Source organism: Rhodococcus sp. UFZ-B548 (assembly GCF_903819475.1).
Taxonomy (GTDB): domain Bacteria; phylum Actinomycetota; class Actinomycetes; order Mycobacteriales; family Mycobacteriaceae; genus Rhodococcus_F; species Rhodococcus_F erythropolis.
Map to the genome: position 1 here is coordinate 48,717 of NZ_CAIJDS010000018.1, position 16,604 is coordinate 65,320.

The window sequence follows — 16,604 nt, forward strand, 5'->3', positions numbered from 1 at the left end:
ATGGCAGCAACAGTAGGAGAAACCCGGGCAAGTACCGGAGGTGACGGATCGGCTCGCGAAGCGGGCGCGATGACTCACCGCGAAATTCTCGAAGCACTCACCGGACTGATCGCAGCGCTGTTCACCGCGCTGCTCAGCAGCACCATCGTTTCGACAGCGCTTCCCACGATCATCGGTGAACTGCACGGAACTCAGACGCAGTACGCCTGGATCATCACCACGGCACTGCTCGCCACTGCGGCATCGACGCCGATCTGGGGCAAACTGGCCGACCTTTACAACAAGAAGGTCCTGGTCCAGACCGCGATCGTCATCTTCGTGATCGGCTCGGTCATCGCCGGCGCGGCGCACAATGTTCCGTTGCTGCTCGGTGCACGTGTCATCCAGGGCATCGGCATGGGCGGCCTGACCGCTCTCGTCGTAGCCATCATCGGCACGATCATCCCGCCGCGAGATCGCGGTCGCTACTCCGGATACATGGGTGCGGCAATGGCCGTCTCGATGTCCGGTGGACCGATCCTCGGCGGCGTCCTCGTGGACACTGCCGGCTGGCGCTGGTGCTTCTACGTGTGTGTTCCGTTGGCAGTCATCGCACTGTTCCTGCTTCAGCGCACACTGCACGTCGAGACCGTGAAGAAGGACAACGTCTCCATCGACTGGATGGGCGCCACCTTGCTCACCGCCGGTGTCAGCGTCCTGCTGATCTGGGTTTCGTTTGCCGGTCAGGACGACTACTACGCCTGGTTCTCGAAGGAGTCGGCCTTCTTCGTCATCGGTGGTCTGGCCCTGCTCGGCCTGACGATGTTCGTCGAATCCAAGGTCAAGGATCCGATCCTGCCGATCAAGATCATCACCGAGCGCACAACTGCTCTCGCGATCATCGCCTCGATCGCAGTCGGTGTCGGCCTCTTCGGTGCGACGACCTTCCTGACGCAGTACTTCCAGACCGCACGCGGATTCGATCCCACCGAAGCCGGATTGCTCACCATTCCGATGGTCGCAGGCATGCTCGTCGCCTCCGTCGGCTCGGGACAGCTGATCACCAAGTTCGGTCAGTGGAAGCCCTTCATCGTCGCCGGCGCGGTACTGCTGCTGGTCGGTTTCGGGCTGCTGTCGACGATCGACCACGCCACCAGCCTCTGGACCATCGGAATCTTCATCGCCATCGTCGGTCTGGGTACCGGCATGTTGATGCAGAACATCGTGCTCGCGGTGCAGAACACGGTCAGCGTCGAGAACATCGGTGCGGCCAGCAGTATCGTGGCGTTCTTCCGCACGTTCGGCGGCGCGATCGGCGTGTCGGTGCTCGGTTCGATTCTTGCGACTCGCGTCAAGACACTGACAGTCGATTCGGTCTCCACCTTGCCGCCCGAGCAGCAGGCAGTAGCTGGAAAGAGCCTCCAGGACGGCCTCGACCTGAGCAATATGCCTGACTTCGTCTCGCAGATCGTTCGGTTCGCCTACGGCGACGCAACAGGACGGATCTTCCTGGTCGCAGCCGTCGTCGCTGTGGTCACGCTCGTGTCGGTCATCTTCATCCCGAACCGTCCGCTGCGCACCACGATCGACATCGCGACTCCTGACGCCGAGCAGAAGTACGAAGAAGAGCGCGAAGAGAAGAACGAAGAGAAGAACCTCACTCGCTGATCCGCATGCCCGGCTGGTCTACCGCCGGCCGCGTCTTCTGAACAGTTCTGTCACGCCATAGCCCATCGAACGCGGACAGAGATCGATTCTTCGATCTCTCCGCGTTCGACGGCTATCGGGGCCGAATCCGCTTTCATCGCCGCGACACGTCCGCGCATCGGCACGATCTGGTCGAAGTCCTCGAGCACCTCGAGAACTTCGACCAGATCTTTATCTGCCAGGTCTGCGAACTGTCTGGCTTTCGATTCGGCTGCCGTCCATGCCAATTCGCGTGCTTTTGTCGCCAGATCGCTGCGGTCGTCGAGGTCGAACTCGAGCCCGTCGAGCCGAATCGCGTCGCCGCCCACCGATACACACGCCGCGATGACGGCGGCGGGGGAGTTGGCCGCTTCCGGCTCCAGTTCTCGCAGTACGACTCGGAAAGTTGTCGATGCGGTGAATCCTGTTGTCTCCTGGCGGCCTCCGTCACTCCAGTGAGTCTGCGGATGGACGCTCAGCCCGGCGGTGGTGAGGTCCGCTCCGCGCACACCGCGCGCGTGCAGGGTCTCGGTCAGCGCAGTGGACAGACGCGCGACGGCGTCGAATGCGTCGGAAACGGCCGTCTGTGTCACCGATACTCCGATCGTCAGCCGCACGATGTCGGGAACAGCTGTTGCAGTGGCGGTTCCGGTCACAGTGACAGTGGACGGCTCCGAGGTGAGGGCGGTGGTCGGCATGTGTACTTCCTATCCGATTCGTCCGGCGGATATGACACTCCGCAACATCAGGTCCAATTGCTCGTAGGCTCCCGCAGCCAGTCGTTCGAGCAGCGCAAGTTTCAACTCGGGTGCCTGCGCGGTCAGTTCTGCATATCGCTCCGGAGTCAGCACGGCCACGGTGACCGTGGAATCGGCGCGGATGTCGTTGAGGAACGGAGTGTCGAGGAACATCGTCATCTCGCCGAACGTCATTCCGGCGGAGAGCGTCGTGATGCGGTGCTCGACCCCGTGCGCGTCGGTGAACATGGTGCTGACCTGGCCACTGAGAATCAGGTAGAAGCCAGACGCCGATTCACCTCGGCGGGCGATCTTCTCGCCGCGGGCATAGGTACGGGTCTCCAACTCTGCCGAGAATCCCTCGATCTGTGCCGCGGACAGAGCATCGAGAACTGGGTGGTCCTCGATCGAGATCGTCGACGCCTGCCGTTCGGCCTCACAATGCACCGCAAGCAACGTGTCTTCGCACCACTGCATGGCGGAATCGAGATCCGCAAAAACCCGACCACTTCTTCTGGCGGGGTCGATGCTCGAACTTCGTTGTCCCAGCAGTCCTTGCGGATCGACGACGGCCACCGCACAAGCCTGCTCGGCCAGTTGAACCTGCAGCGCGGTGATCATGCGTACTGCGACGTCGCTTGCGTCGTCGACACGGCGGACGTCGATGACTACAACTTCGAGGCCCTCGTCCACCGAGCCGATTTCGCGGACCGCCGATTCGGCACCGGTGAAGAGGAGATCGCCGTGCAGTTCGTAGACCCGGCTGCGCTTGCCGACGTCGTCGAGCACAGCTTGTTCGGTCGGGGTGCGTCGTACTCGCGACGGTGCTTCGATGACGCTGTATCTGGCCCGGATCGACGAGCGTGACGCCCGCGTCACGTGGAGGAAGTGCAGTTCGAGTTCCTTCGACAGTGCCCGGGCAGACGCAACTCCGCGAACGCTGTTTCCGTGAACGTCGAGCCTGGGGGAGTACACCGCGATGCCGATCTGGCCAGGCAGAACCGCCAGGACTCCGCCGCCGACGCCGCTCTTGGCCGGCAATCCGACCTCCACCAGCCACTTTCCGGCGCCGTCGTACATGCCGCAGGTCGCCATGACGCTGAGGACCTGCTCGACGCCCGCGGGAGCCAGCGCACGCTCGTGGGTGAGCGGATTGACACCGTTGTTCGCCATCGTCGCAGCCATCAGACTCAGGTCGCGGCAGGTCACGTCGATCGAGCATTGACGGAAATACAGGTCGACGGCCTCGTCGGGATTGCCGGTGATGACGTCGAAGGATCGCAGCATGTGTCCGATCGCGCGGTTGCGGTGACCGGTGCGCGCCTCGGAGGTGTAGACCGACTCGTTGAATGCCAGTTCGCGGCCCGCGTACCTCGAGTACGCCGAGCGGATGCGCTCGAAGCGGGCCTCGGGGTTCGGGCCGGCAACCAGTGATGCAGCGGTGATCGCCCCGGCATTGATCATGGGGTTTCGTGGCCGTTCGGTGAGCGGGTCGAGGCTGATTTCGTTGAACGGCTCGCCGGATGGTTCGACGTCGATTTTCGCGGCAACCGCCTCGCTTCCCCGATCGGCGAGAGCCAAGGCGTAGGTGAAGGGTTTCGAGATCGACTGAATGGTGAACGGGATTCGCGAGTCGCCGATCTCGTAGACGTAACCGTCGACGGTGGCGATGCAGATTCCGAACGAATCGGGGGCGACCGCCGCGAGTTCGGGGATGTAGTCGGCCAACTCGCCCTCGTCGAGTGATCGGACTTCGTCGAACACTCGCGTTATCAGGTCTTCGACCACAGTTCCCATATGTCGACCTTAAGCCGACATAGCGGTCGTTTTGTGGAACAAGAGTTGTCGAGTCGATTGCGACGGATCCCATTTGTCTGTGATTGCGATCACGAGCGATCCGTGGGATTTCGCTGTTACGCGAAGTCACACCGGATTCGGGCCGAGTCCGCGTGTCGGTTCGCCGGAACGCTCCGTAGACTGGCAGCACTGTCGCGAAGACAGCCGCGGCGCGCACCGGTGCAGCTGTGAAGCACGGAGGGAGCGATCTCGTTGGGTGTTCTTGCCCGCATTCAGGGTCCTGACGATCTACGTCAGTTGAGCCACGCCGAGATGACGGAGTTGGCCGACGAGATTCGTGAGTTCCTCGTGCTGAAGGTCGCTGCGACCGGTGGTCACCTCGGGCCCAACTTGGGTGTCGTGGAGTTGACCCTCGCACTGCACCGAATTTTCGACTCGCCGCAGGACGCGATCATCTTCGACACGGGCCATCAGGCCTACGTGCACAAGATCCTCACCGGTCGTCAGGATCAGTTCGACACTCTGCGTAAGCAGGGCGGACTGTCCGGGTATCCGTGCCGCGCCGAGAGCGAACACGACTGGGTCGAGTCTTCTCACGCTTCCGCCGCGTTGTCCTATGCCGACGGCCTCGCGAAGGCCTTCGCGCTCACGGGCCAGAATCGCCACGTTGTCGCCGTCGTCGGTGACGGCGCCCTGACCGGCGGAATGTGTTGGGAAGCCCTCAACAACATCGCAGCCGGAAAAGACCGTTCGGTGGTGATCGTCGTCAACGACAACGGTCGCTCGTACGCGCCGACCATCGGCGGCCTCGCCGACCATCTTTCGGCACTGCGCACCGCACCGAGTTACGAGCGCGCCCTCGACAGTGGCCGACGCATGGTCAAGAGACTGCCCTGGGTGGGGCGCACCGCGTACTCCGTCCTGCACGGAATGAAGGCGGGTCTCAAGGACGCGGTCAGCCCTCAGGTCATGTTCACCGATCTGGGTATCAAGTACCTCGGACCGGTCGACGGACACGACGAAGCCGCCATGGAATCGGCGTTGCGCCGGGCGAAGGCCTACGGCGGACCGGTCATCGTGCATGCCGTCACTCGTAAGGGCAACGGTTACGCACACGCCGAGAACGACGTGGCCGACCAGATGCATGCCACCGGCGTCATCGATCCCGTCACCGGTCGCGGCACCAAGTCGTCCGCGCCGGACTGGACGTCGGTCTTCTCGGCCGCATTGATCGAGCAGGCTTCACGTCGTGAGGACATCGTCGCCATCACCGCGGCGATGGCCGGGCCCACCGGCCTCGCGGCCTTCGGTGAGAAGTTCCCCGATCGGATTTTCGACGTCGGTATCGCCGAGCAGCATGCGATGACCTCGGCCGCCGGTCTTGCACTTGGCGGACTTCACCCCGTCGTTGCTATCTACTCGACCTTCCTCAATCGGGCTTTCGACCAGTTGTTGATGGACGTCGCACTGCTCAAACAACCGGTGACAGTCGTGCTCGACCGCGCCGGGGTCACCGGAGTCGACGGCGCCAGCCACAACGGCGTCTGGGATCTTTCGCTGCTCGGAATCATCCCGGGGATTCGCGTCGCGGCACCGCGTGATGCAGACACACTGCGGGAAGAACTGGACGAGGCGCTTCTCGTCGACGACGGCCCAACGGTCGTACGGTTCCCGAAGGGTGCTGTACCCGAAGCGATTCCGGCAGTGAAGCGACTCGACGGAATGGTCGACGTCCTCAAGGCCAGCGAGGGTGAGCGAGGCGACGTGCTCCTCGTCGCGGTGGGCCCGTTTGCATCCTTGGCGCTCGAGATTGCCGAGCGGCTCGACAGGCAGGGCATCTCGGTTGCCGTCGTTGATCCGCGATGGGTTCTGCCGGTCGCGGATTCGCTGGTGAAGATGGCGGACAAGTACGCCCTCGTGGTCACCATCGAAGACGGCGGTCTGCACGGCGGCATCGGTTCGACGGTCTCGGCCGCGATGCGTGCCGCCGGAGTGCACACGTCGTGCCGCGACATGGGCGTTCCTCAGCAGTTCCTCGATCACGCCAGCCGCGAAGCCATCCACAAGGAACTCGGACTCACGGCTCAGGACCTCTCCCGCAAGATCACCGGCTGGGTGGCGGGGATGGGCAGCGTCGGCGTCCACGTCCAGGAAGACGCGTCGTCGGCTTCGGCTCAGGGCGAAGTCGCGCAAGGCTGACGGCTCGTCTCACGATAATCTCGAAAAGCGGTGGCCCTCGGATCAATCCGAGGGCCACCGCTTTTCGGTGTGAAACCGTGAGATCTCGCTACTGGACGGATTCGAGTGTGCTGCCTCGCGTTTCCTTCACGAATCGCAGGACGACGAACAGTGACAACGCTGCCATGACGGCGTAGCCGGCGTAGGTGTACGACAGATTCCAATCGGCAAGTGCCGGGAACGTCCAGGAGACCAGGAAGTTCGCGACCCAGTTGGTGGCGGTCGCAATTCCTACTGCTGCAGCACGCACGCGATTGGGGAACATTTCGGAGATCAACACCCAGACCACCGGGCCCCAGGACAGAGCGAAGAAGAACACGAATGCGTTCGCACCGATAAGTGCGATAGTCGCGTTGGCTCCGGTCAGCGTGGCCACAGATTCGCCGATCTCGTTCTTGGTCACTGTTGCCGAATGGAAACAGAATGCCGCGGTGCCCAGTGAGATGGCCATACCGGCGGAACCGACCAACAACAGCGGTTTTCGACCGACCCGGTCGATGACGGCGATGGCGACAAACGTACCGACGATGTTGACCAAGGCGCTCACGACGCTGATCAGAAGGGAGCGGTCGGCGCCGAATCCCACTGCCTGCCACAGGGTGCTGGAGTAGTAGAAGATCACATTGATACCGACCAGCTGCTGCAGTGCGGCCAACGCGATACCGACCCACACGAGGTGGGAGACGCCGAGCCGCTTCGAGAAGAGTTGGCGGACCGTGGTTTTGGCTTGCTTCTCGCTGAGCGAGTCGCGGATCTCGTTCATCCGCTCGGTGACGGCGTCGTGATCGCCGCCTTCCAGGTCGGAGATGATCTTGCGAGCGCGATCGTCCTTGCCCTGCGCTACGAGGAATCGCGGCGACTCGGGAATCGTGGTCGTCATGATCAGATACAGAACTGCGGGAACGGCTTCGAGCACCAACATCCACTGCCAGGCCTCGAGGCCCGCGATCTGATTGCGATCGCCACCGGCCGCGGCCTGGAGTGCGTAGTTGACCAACTGCGACACGGCGATTCCGAGAACGATCGCCAATTGGTACATCGAACCGAGACGGCCGCGAATCGCAGCGGGAGAGATCTCCGCGATGTACGCCGGAGCGATGACCGATGCGAAACCGACGGCCAGGCCGCCGACCACGCGCCAGAACGTGAGGTCGTAGACGCTGAACGGAACTGCGGAACCGACGGCGCCGATTATGAACAACACCGCGGCTATTTGCATGACGCGGATGCGGCCGAGGCGATCTGCGAGTGTGCCTGCGATCCAGGCGCCGAGTGCTGCGCCGAGCAGAGTCAGTGAGACCGTGAGCCCGGTGCCCGAGGCGCCGATGTCGTACTTGTCTCGGATCGCACCGACTGCCCCGTTGATGACAGCGGTGTCGTATCCGAACAGAAAACCGCCGAGCGCGGCGGCGCCGGCGAAGAGCACTGCATGTCCGACGTCGGCGCGAGTAGCGCCGGATCCACCGCCGGAGGCGGTTCCGCTGAATGCCATTCCTGCCCCCTCAAAGGCCCTACGGTCGACACCCCGATGCGTCGATCCATCCGCGAGCACTCTGCACGCTACGCCCACCGGACGAGATTTGGCGGGGACTCACGCGCCGTTATCCAGCTGAGTCCATTCCCAGGTCGAAACAACCGGACGCAGAGGCAAGGTATTGATTGCAGTCATTATGCAAACAATAATGTCGGTGCAGGTGAGGGCGGTTTACTTGCCCGCGAGACTCTCAGCTTTGGCTGCGATGTCCTCGAGATCCTTTGCCATGAATTTCCGGTCACTCGCGCGCCCAATCGACCGAATACCGCTGTGAAGATCTTCGAGATACGTGAAGTGGATTCGGATTCCCCGGAGAAGTACATCTCGAGGATCGTGCCCGTGGCGTCAGGCTTCAGAGTGAACCCGCTCGTGTAGTTCATGCCGTGGGAGTTGGCTTTGAGGGTGTCGTGAAAATCCCGTTTCTAGGCGGTCGCGCGCTTTGCGGCTTCACTCAACGTCGGTGTGATCTGGCCGAGGACCCAAGGCGTGCTCAGGACGTTGACGTTGCTCAGTCCGCCGATGACGCGGGTGTCGCTGAGGAATGCGGTGGATCCGCGTTTGACCGCGTCGAGTCCACCGACTGCGGGTATGCCGGACGGATCACCGGAGCCGTCGGTGAAGCCGACGATCACGTCGGCGTCGATGTCGGCGATGTTCTCGTAGGAGATCGTCTTGAAGAACGATCCACCTGCATTGTCCGCGGCGAGCTTCTCGACGCCCGGCGCGTTGACGAATCCGAGTTCCGTCAGCACCTGGACCCGCGGGTCGGTGGGCAGATAGACGTTGATGTTGCTCGAATCGGTATCGAAGTTGACCACTGCCAATGTCTTTCCGGCGAACTCCGGGTGGGCTGCGGCGGTATCGGCGAGAGTCGCGTCGAGGCCGTCGACGAGCTTCTCGGCCTCTTCGCTCTTGCCGACTGCCTTGCCGACGATGCGGGTCTGGTCCTGCCAGGACGTCTGCCACGCTGCGCCGGGATAAGCGGCCGTCGGTGCGATCTTGCTCAGTTGGTTGTAGACGGATTCCTCGAAGCCCTCGTACGGCGCCAGGATGACGTCGGGGGTCAACGACGCGATGGACTCGATCGGCGGTTCTCCGCTGGCCGGCATGTCGAAGAGCGTTGTCTTGTCCGCGTCGAAGTAGTCCTGGGCCCAGGGCATGACGCCGTTGTCGTCCGCACCGTAGGTGTACTTGGGCTGTCCGACCGGAGTCAGATCGAGTGCGTACAGGATGTCCTGCGCGTTCCATCCGAGGGTGACGAGGCGCTCGGGCTTCGAGTCGATGGTCGTGGTGCCGAAGGTGTTCTCGATGCTGACGGGGAATCCGTCCGTACCTTGGGATGTCGTGGATGTGCCTGAATCCGAGGAGCACGAGACAAGTGCGGTGACCGCGATTGCAGCCGCACCGAGGGCAGTGAAGCCCCGAACAGATGTTTTCATGAAGGGCAGCCTAACCTACTGAATTTCGGCAGCCAAACGAAACCGATCGTGCCGTTTATGCAGGTGGGAGTCGGATCTCGACCGCGCTTCTCAGGGCGCCGTTTCGGTGGGCGATACTTTCCTCGTGCGATCACAGCAGAAGATTCTCGGCGCCGCCCTCGGGCTGATCGAAGGTGGCGGATTCGAGGCTGTGAACATTGCCGCAGTTGCCACCGCGGCCGGTGTCTCGCGCCAGACGGTGTACTCGATTTTCGGTACACGTGAAGAGGTCGTCTCCCAGGCGATGGGCGGTCTCGCTGTCGAGGTTCTCGGGGAGATCACGGCACAGGTGGAGTCGGTTGACACGGCGTGCGACTACGTCGTCGAATTCATCGTTGCCGCGCGAACTGCCGTGCGTGCTCACCCGGTGCTCGCGACTCTGCTCCTCGCCGAGCGGGGAAACCCTGTCTTCGATCTCGAAATGATGAGTCGAGCAATACCTTTCGCTGGTCAGATGCTCGCCCCTATGGTCGAACGTGGCCTCGCCACGGAGGCGGAGTTGGATGAGATAGTGGAAATTGCCGTGCGACTGGGGCTTTCGGTTGTTGCATTCGACAGTGACCTCGTCCATTCCGAAGACTCCTTGCGGGCCTTTCTCTCGAGGTGGCTCGGGCCCGCAATCCGGTCGACCTCGTAGTTCCTCGCCTGCTCCGCCAAAACCTTGACACTCGAGCGTCAGAGTGTCTAGTTTTGGCGTGCCCGGAATTCTCTGGCGACATTCTTCGAGGGAGCACCAGTCATGTCCGGAGTGAAACGTAGATCGTTCTTGGCCGGTACGGCCGCCGTGGGAGTCGCGATGATGGCGCCACGCACTGCCAAGGCTGCAACAGGGATTCCGCTGACACGTGAAGTGCACCGTGTCGTGGTTATCGGTTCGGGGTTCGGCGGAGGGGTGACGGCACTTCGCTTGGCCGAGGCCGGGGTTCCGGTCACCCTGCTGGAGAGAGGGATTCGGTGGCAGACCGGGCCGAATGCCGAAACTTTTCCGCATCCCGCCAGTCCGGACAAGCGTATTCTCTGGCATCAGTCCAACCCGACTCTGTTCGGCAGGCCGGCGATCTTCGAGCCATACGCGGGTTTGTTGGAGACGGTGACCGGTGAGAACATGACCGCGATCTGCGCAGCCGGGGTGGGCGGCGGATCGCTTGTGTACCAAGGGATGACGCTGCAACCGGAAGAAGCGGTCTTCAACACGCACTTTCCGGAGGAACTCGATTACGCACGAATGGACCGCGTCCATTACCCGCGGGTGGCGCGAATGCTGCAAGTGGAAACTGCACCCGACGAACTGATTTCCAGCCCGAACTACGAGGCGGCACGTGTATTCGCGCGTAACGCAACGCGTTCCGGTCTACCCGTGTCGAAGATTCCGATGCCGATCGACTGGAACTACGCGTTGGCCGAACTGAGGGGTGAGATGAAGCCGTCGTACACCAACGGTGACGGCGCGCTCGGTGTCAACAACGGGGGCAAGCATTCGGTGGATGTCACCTACATTGCGGCAGCGGAAGCGACCGGATTGGTGAATGTGGAGACTCTGCACCAGGTCACCGATGTCGAGCGGGCGGCCGACGGACGGTGGCGTGTGTACGTGGACCGGACCGACATTTCCGGCAAGATTCTCGAGAACAAGATTTTGACGACGGATGCGCTCGTGATGGCTGCCGGCAGCATGAACACCACCAAACTCCTGGTCCGCGCCGCAGCAAAGGGGCGGATCACGGATCTGCCCGACGAACTCGGCGCGGGGTGGGGGACCAATGCCGACCGGATCTACATCTGGTCGGATCTCGCGGAGAATTTCGGTGCGACGCAGGGCGGTCCGGTCGTCTACGGCAGCCGGAACTGGGACGACCCGCATAACGCGTTCACCGTCATTCAGGCGTCGTTCCCGCCGGTGGCGTTCGACGCTCACAGCACGGTGATGGTCGGATTCGGGGTCAGCAGCGACCGAGGTCGGTTCGTGTACGACTCAGCGCGAGGCGAGGCGGTGCTCCGTTGGCCGAGGGATGGCGACTCTGCGATCCAGCAAGGCCACATCGGACCTGCGGCCCAGCAGATCGCGGCAGGAGGACTGCTCACCGACACCAACGCGTTACTGCCGTCCACCTGGCATCCCCTCGGCGGTGCCTGCATGAACTCGGTGTGCGATCTTGATGGTCGGGTTCTGGGCCAGCGGGGGTTGTACGTGCTCGACGGCGCTCTGCTGCCGGGCAACTCCGCTGCGTGCAATCCGTCGATGACTATCGCCGCCGTCGCGGAGCGTGCGCTCGAGAATATCGTGAAAGACGATGTGGGAAAACTATTCTGAACCTGCGCAAACGCCACGGACGGCGTACCCGAAGGCGCGCCGTCCGTGACGGGTCGATCGACTGACTCAGACGCTGGCAACACCAGGCGCGAGGAAGCGCTTGCCGTTGACAGCCTCGGAGGTACCGGTCCGGTCCAGGTACGGCGTGATGCCGCCGTTCCAGAATCCGAACCCGCCGCCGAGCAGCAGGCAGAGGTCGATGTCCTCGGCTGCCGCTACGACGCCCTCGTCGAGCATGATCTGAATTTCCTCGGCAAACGCACGACGTGTGCGCTCGAGGACCTCTTCCGAAGTGGACACCTTGTCACCCTGCGGCCACAGTGCGGCGACCTCGGGATCGACGGCCTGACCGTTCTCGCCCCAGGTCCACACGCCGGGCTTGCGAGCCTCGACGAGTGCTTCGAGTCCAGGTGAGCTCTTGAACCGGTCCGGGTAGGACTCCTGCAGGGTCTCACCGGTGTGCAGAGCCACTGCGGGTCCGACGAGGGCCAGCAAGGTGAACGGCGACATGGGCATGCCGAGTTCGGCGATGGCATTGTCCGCGACGTCGAAGGGGGTGCCTTCGTCGACGGCGGACATGACCTCACCCAAGGTGCGGGTGACGAGGCGGTTGAAGACGAAGCCTGCCTTGTCGCCGCAGAGGACGGCGGACTTCTTCAGCGACTTCGCGGTGGCGAAAGCCGTTGCGAGAGTGGCCTCGTCGGTCTTGCTGCCCTTGATGATCTCGAGGAGGGGAAGAACGGCAACCGGGTTGAAGAAGTGGAAGCCGACCACACGCTCGGGATGCTCGAGGCCGGACGCCATCTCCGTGATGGAGAGTGAAGACGTGTTGGTGGCGAGGATGGTTTCGGGAGCGATGAACTGCTCGAGTTCCGCGAAGACCTTCTTCTTGACGTCCATGTTCTCGAAGACGGCTTCGATGACGAAGTCGGTCTTGGCGAACGCGGCCTTGTCGAGGGAACCGGAGACGAGCGCCTTGAGGCGGTTCGCAGCGTCGGGGGACAGGCGCCCCTTGCCCTGGAGCTTCTCGATTTCGGTGTGGACGTAACCGACACCCTTGTCGATGCGCTCCTGGTCGATGTCGGTCAGGATGACCGGCACCTTGAGCTGGCGGACGAAGAGCAGCGCGAGCTGGCTGGCCATGAGACCGGCACCGACGATGCCGACGCCGCTGACCTTGCGGGCGAGCGAGCGGTCGGGTGCTCCGGCGGGGCGCTTGGCGCGCTTGTTCACCAGATCGAAGGCGTACAGACCTGCACGGAGTTCGTCGGTCAGGAGGAGGTCGGCAAGAGCCTCGTCCTCGGCCGCGAAGCCCTTGTCGAGCGAAGCGGCATCGGTGATGTCGGTACTGCGAGCCAGTTCGAGCAGCTCGACGGCCTTGACGGCGCCGGGAGCGTTGCCCTTGGTCTTGCCGTCGACGATCGCCTTCGCACGAGCGATCGCGTCGTCCCAGCCCTGGCCACGATCGATCTCGGGGCGAGCGGGGGTCACTGTGCCGGCGAGGACCTGCGACGCCCAGGCGAGGGACTGCTCGATGAAGTCGGCAGAATCGAGAACGACGTCGACGACGCCGAGTTCGAGTGCCTTCTTGGGGGAGAGCACCTTGTTCTGGTTCAGCGAGTTCTCGATCACCACGGTGACGGCGTTCGACGGGCCGACGAGGTTGGGGAGCAACTGCGTTCCGCCCCAACCGGGGACCAGACCGAGGAATGCTTCCGGAAGACCCAGTGCGCCCGCATTGGCGGCAACCGTGCGGTAGTGGCTGTGCAGGCCGACCTCGAGGCCGCCGCCCAGAGCGACACCGTTGATGAAGGCGAACGTGGGAACGGACGACTCACGCAGGCGTCGGAACACCTTGTGACCCAAGCGGCCCAGCTCGAGTCCCTGCTCGCGAGAGGTGATCGCGGGAACACCCTTGAGGTCCGCGCCGGCGGCGAAGATGAACGGCTTGCCGGTGACGGCGATGGCAACCGGGTTGGCTGCAAAGGCTTCGTCGAGGGCGGCGTCGAATGCTGCGAGTCCGCCGGGACCGAATGACGACGGCTTGGTGTGGTCGAAGCCGTTGTCGAGGGTGATCAGTGCAAACGGGCCCTCGATGCCGGGGACCGAGATGATCTTCGTGTAGGCGTTCGTCACGACCTCGTCGGCGAATGCTGTTGCAATATCAGACATTTAGTTAACCCCTGCCTGGTAGTCAGCGTGGTTCGGGTTCTCCCAGATGACGGTGCCGCCCATGCCGAGGCCGATGCACATGGTGGTCAAGCCGTAGCGCACGTCGGGACGCGTCGCGAACTGGCGGGAGAGCTGCGTCATCAGGCGAACGCCCGAGGAAGCGAGGGGGTGGCCACACGCGATGGCGCCGCCCCACTGGTTGACGCGCGGGTCGTCGTCGGCGATTCCGTAGTGCTCGAGGAACGCGAGGACCTGAACGGCGAACGCCTCGTTGATCTCGAAGAGTCCGATGTCCTCGATCTTCAGGCCGGTGCGTGCCAGGAGCTTCTCGGTGGCGGGAACCGGGCCGATACCCATGACGGCGGGGTCGACGCCCTGGTAGGCGAAGCCCACCATGCGCATGCCGACCGGCAGGCCGAGCTCGGCTGCGGTGTCCTCACCGGCGAGCAGTGCTGCGGTGGCGCCGTCGTTGAGTCCGGCGGCGTTACCGGCGGTGATGCGTCCGGCCGGGCGGAACGGCGTCTTGAGCTTCGCGAGATCTTCGACGGTGGTTCCGGGGCGCGGCGGCTCGTCTTCGGTGGCCAGACCCCAGCCCGCGGAACTGCGGGTGGCGACGGGGACCAAAGTGTCGGCGATGAAGCCGGCCTTCTTGGCAGCGTCGTACTTGTTCTGGCTGTTGACGGCGTAGGCGTCCGTGCGGTCCTTGGTGATGGTCGGGAACCGGTCGTGCAGGTTCTCGGCGGTGTTACCCATCACGAGGGCGCTCGGGTCGACCAGGCGGTCGGCGAGGAAGCGCGGGTTGGGGTCTGCGCCCTCACCCATCGGGTGGTGGCCCATGTGCTCGACGCCACCGGCGATCACGACGTCGTACTGGCCGAAGCCGATGCCCGACGCGGTGGTGGTGACGGCGGTCATCGCGCCGGCGCACATGCGGTCGATGGCGAATCCGGGAACGGTTTCGGGGAGACCGGCGAGGATCGCAGCGGTGCGGCCGATGGTCAGGCCCTGGTCACCGGTCTGCGTGGTGGCTGCGACAGCCACTTCGTCGATCCGTGCGGGATCGAGCTGCGGGTTACGGCGAAGCAGCTCACGAATCGCCTTGACGACGAGATCGTCTGCGCGCGTGTCGGCGTACATGCCTTTCGGGCCGGCCTTGCCGAACGGGGTGCGAATGCCGTCGACGAAGACGACGTTGCGTTGGTTGTTTGTGGATGGAGCCACGCGAATTCCTCCTGATGGAGCTGCCCACCACTCCGAAGTGCGGTGAGACGTTGGTTCGGCGATCACGGCCAGGCGTCCGGCCTCGTATCGAGCGTACTACTGCCCATTACTGACCGGTAACTTAACGTGCCGAATTGCTCCAACCTCACACCGGGGTCAGGTCAGGATTCAGGCTCTTCTACTTCGGGCTCGGCCGGGACCACGGAGTTCAGTGCCTCGGCGAGGACGGGAACCGTCAAAGTGCGTTGCCAGCCACGTGCGCCACCGGAAGTGAGCTTGGTCTCGATTGCGGTCTCGACCTCGGCGATGTCGGAGTCGGGTTCCAACTTCCAGTCCCAGCACAGGCGCCTGACCAGGTCGGGTTGGAGCAGATTCTCCACGGGCACCGACACTTCCTTGCTCAGGTCCGACAGTGCGGCCCGAGCCGCCGTCAGTCGGTCGGCCGCCGCCGGGTCCTGGCGAGCCCAGCGGCCGGCGGCAGGGGGTCCGACGATCGGCGGGGTCTTCGGCGGAAGCTCGCTGTCCGGGAGCCTGCGCGCAGCTTCCAGTGCGTCCATCCAGACACGCGAATACCGGCGTTGACGTGGTCCGCCGAACACGGGAAGCGAACGGAGCGCATCCAGCGACTGAGGATCTTTGAGGGCGGCATCGATGATGGCGGAGTCAGGGAGAACCCGGCTCGGCGACACGTCGCGCTTGCGTGCGAGATCCTCACGCGCCTGCCACAGCGCCCGTACTGCCGCCAACTGCCGAGTGGTCTTGAGCGAGGTGATGTGCGATGTACGACGCCAACGGTCGGGCTTGGGCTTGGGCGGGCCGGCCAGACGGATGTACTCGAACTCCTCCTTCGCCCACTCGAGCTTGCCCTGGGATTCGAGTTCGGCTTCCATGGCGTCGCGCAGTTCGAGAAGCACTTCGACGTCGAGGGCGGCGTAGTTCAACCAGGCGTCCGGCAGCGGACGTGTCGACCAGTCCGCGGCCCCGTGACCCTTGCGAAGTTCCACCCGCAGGGTTCGTTCCACTATCGCGGCGAGTCCGACTCGTTCGAACCCGGCCAGTCGACCGGCCAGTTCGGTGTCGAACAGCTCGGCCGGTGTCAGGCCCAGTTCGGCGAGGCCGGGGAGATCCTGATCGGCCGAGTGCAGCACCCATTGCAACGGATTGATCGCCTCGGCCAACGGCTGCAGGTCCTGCGCTGTCGGGATCGGGTCGAGCAGGAACGATCCCGCTCCTTCGCGTCGGAGCTGGATCAGGTACGCCCGTGCCGAATAACGGAATCCGGATGCTCGCTCGGCGTCCACGGCGAGCGGGCCGTGGCCGGAGGCCAGCGCGGCCGCGGCGTCGGCGACACCGGCGGCAGTGGTGATGACGTCCGGAACTCCGTCACGCGGAACGAGCAGCGGAACTACGTCGGAGGTGGGCTCGGTTGCATCATCGGTGACTTCGGACAT

At 63.6% G+C, this 16,604-nt stretch carries 11 protein-coding genes; 4 read left to right on the top strand and 7 right to left on the bottom strand.

The features are described from left to right. Positions 1-1,647, top strand: a complete 1,647-nt coding sequence (locus H7C86_RS17105) for an MDR family MFS transporter (protein ID WP_019748256.1) — start codon at positions 1-3, stop codon at positions 1,645-1,647. A gap of 50 nt (positions 1,648-1,697) precedes the next feature. Here H7C86_RS17105 and H7C86_RS17110 read toward each other — a convergent pair whose 3' ends face one another. Both H7C86_RS17110 and glsA read right to left on the bottom strand, forming a co-directional pair. Next, a complete protein-coding gene (locus tag H7C86_RS17110) occupies positions 1,698-2,363 on the bottom strand; it encodes an SIMPL domain-containing protein (protein ID WP_019748257.1) in 666 nt (221 codons plus the stop codon). Positions 2,364-2,372: 9 nt separating this feature from the next. Continuing rightward, the gene (glsA, locus tag H7C86_RS17115; RefSeq protein WP_019748258.1) at positions 2,373-4,199 is read right to left on the bottom strand and encodes a glutaminase A; all 1,827 of its coding nucleotides are present in this window, start codon (positions 4,197-4,199) and stop codon (positions 2,373-2,375) included. 252 nt (positions 4,200-4,451) lie between these two features. Here glsA and dxs point away from each other — a divergent pair, with 252 nt between their 5' ends. After that, a complete protein-coding gene (dxs, locus tag H7C86_RS17120) occupies positions 4,452-6,398 on the top strand; it encodes a 1-deoxy-D-xylulose-5-phosphate synthase (protein WP_182261902.1) in 1,947 nt (648 codons plus the stop codon). An 88-nt stretch (positions 6,399-6,486) separates the two neighbouring features. Here dxs and H7C86_RS17125 read toward each other — a convergent pair whose 3' ends face one another. Both H7C86_RS17125 and H7C86_RS17130 read right to left on the bottom strand, forming a co-directional pair. Beyond that, positions 6,487-7,929 carry a sugar porter family MFS transporter gene (locus H7C86_RS17125; RefSeq protein WP_182261903.1) on the bottom strand — a complete coding sequence of 481 codons (1,443 nt, stop codon included), beginning with the start codon at positions 7,927-7,929 and terminating at the stop codon, positions 6,487-6,489. Between the two features lie 464 nt (positions 7,930-8,393). Continuing rightward, on the bottom strand, positions 8,394-9,410 hold the full coding sequence (locus H7C86_RS17130) for an iron-siderophore ABC transporter substrate-binding protein (protein WP_020969505.1): 1,017 nt from the start codon (positions 9,408-9,410) through the stop codon (positions 8,394-8,396). Between the two features lie 124 nt (positions 9,411-9,534). Between H7C86_RS17130 and H7C86_RS17135 the strand changes: the two genes are divergently transcribed. Both H7C86_RS17135 and H7C86_RS17140 read left to right on the top strand, forming a co-directional pair. Continuing rightward, positions 9,535-10,086: a TetR/AcrR family transcriptional regulator gene (locus H7C86_RS17135; protein ID WP_080910864.1), complete on the top strand. Its 552-nt coding sequence runs from the start codon at positions 9,535-9,537 to the stop codon at positions 10,084-10,086. Between the two features lie 102 nt (positions 10,087-10,188). Next, the gene (locus H7C86_RS17140; protein WP_182261904.1) at positions 10,189-11,760 is read left to right on the top strand and encodes a GMC oxidoreductase; all 1,572 of its coding nucleotides are present in this window, start codon (positions 10,189-10,191) and stop codon (positions 11,758-11,760) included. Positions 11,761-11,826: 66 nt separating this feature from the next. On the opposite strand, the gene H7C86_RS17145 is transcribed toward H7C86_RS17140, so the two are convergent. The 3 genes from H7C86_RS17145 to H7C86_RS17155 all read right to left on the bottom strand — a co-directional run bounded on the left by H7C86_RS17145 (position 11,827) and on the right by H7C86_RS17155 (position 16,604). Next, positions 11,827-13,932, bottom strand: coding sequence for a 3-hydroxyacyl-CoA dehydrogenase NAD-binding domain-containing protein (locus tag H7C86_RS17145; protein ID WP_182261905.1), 2,106 nt, complete (start codon positions 13,930-13,932; stop codon positions 11,827-11,829). After that, on the bottom strand, positions 13,933-15,153 hold the full coding sequence (locus H7C86_RS17150; protein ID WP_003942598.1) for a thiolase family protein: 1,221 nt from the start codon (positions 15,151-15,153) through the stop codon (positions 13,933-13,935). Positions 15,154-15,314: 161 nt separating this feature from the next. Continuing rightward, a complete protein-coding gene (locus tag H7C86_RS17155; protein ID WP_029255272.1) occupies positions 15,315-16,604 on the bottom strand; it encodes a ribonuclease D in 1,290 nt (429 codons plus the stop codon).

Coding starts and splice junctions, on each gene's coding strand:
- H7C86_RS17105 (WP_019748256.1), top strand. CDS start 1: ATGGCAGCAACAGTAGGAGAAACCCGGGCAAGTACCGGAGGTGACGGA.
- H7C86_RS17110 (WP_019748257.1), bottom strand. CDS start 2,363: ATGCCGACCACCGCCCTCACCTCGGAGCCGTCCACTGTCACTGTGACC.
- glsA (WP_019748258.1), bottom strand. CDS start 4,199: ATGGGAACTGTGGTCGAAGACCTGATAACGCGAGTGTTCGACGAAGTC.
- H7C86_RS17125 (WP_182261903.1), bottom strand. CDS start 7,929: ATGGCATTCAGCGGAACCGCCTCCGGCGGTGGATCCGGCGCTACTCGC.
- H7C86_RS17130 (WP_020969505.1), bottom strand. CDS start 9,410: ATGAAAACATCTGTTCGGGGCTTCACTGCCCTCGGTGCGGCTGCAATC.
- H7C86_RS17140 (WP_182261904.1), top strand. CDS start 10,189: ATGTCCGGAGTGAAACGTAGATCGTTCTTGGCCGGTACGGCCGCCGTG.
- H7C86_RS17145 (WP_182261905.1), bottom strand. CDS start 13,932: ATGTCTGATATTGCAACAGCATTCGCCGACGAGGTCGTGACGAACGCC.
- H7C86_RS17155 (WP_029255272.1), bottom strand. CDS start 16,604: ATGTCCGAAGTCACCGATGATGCAACCGAGCCCACCTCCGACGTAGTT.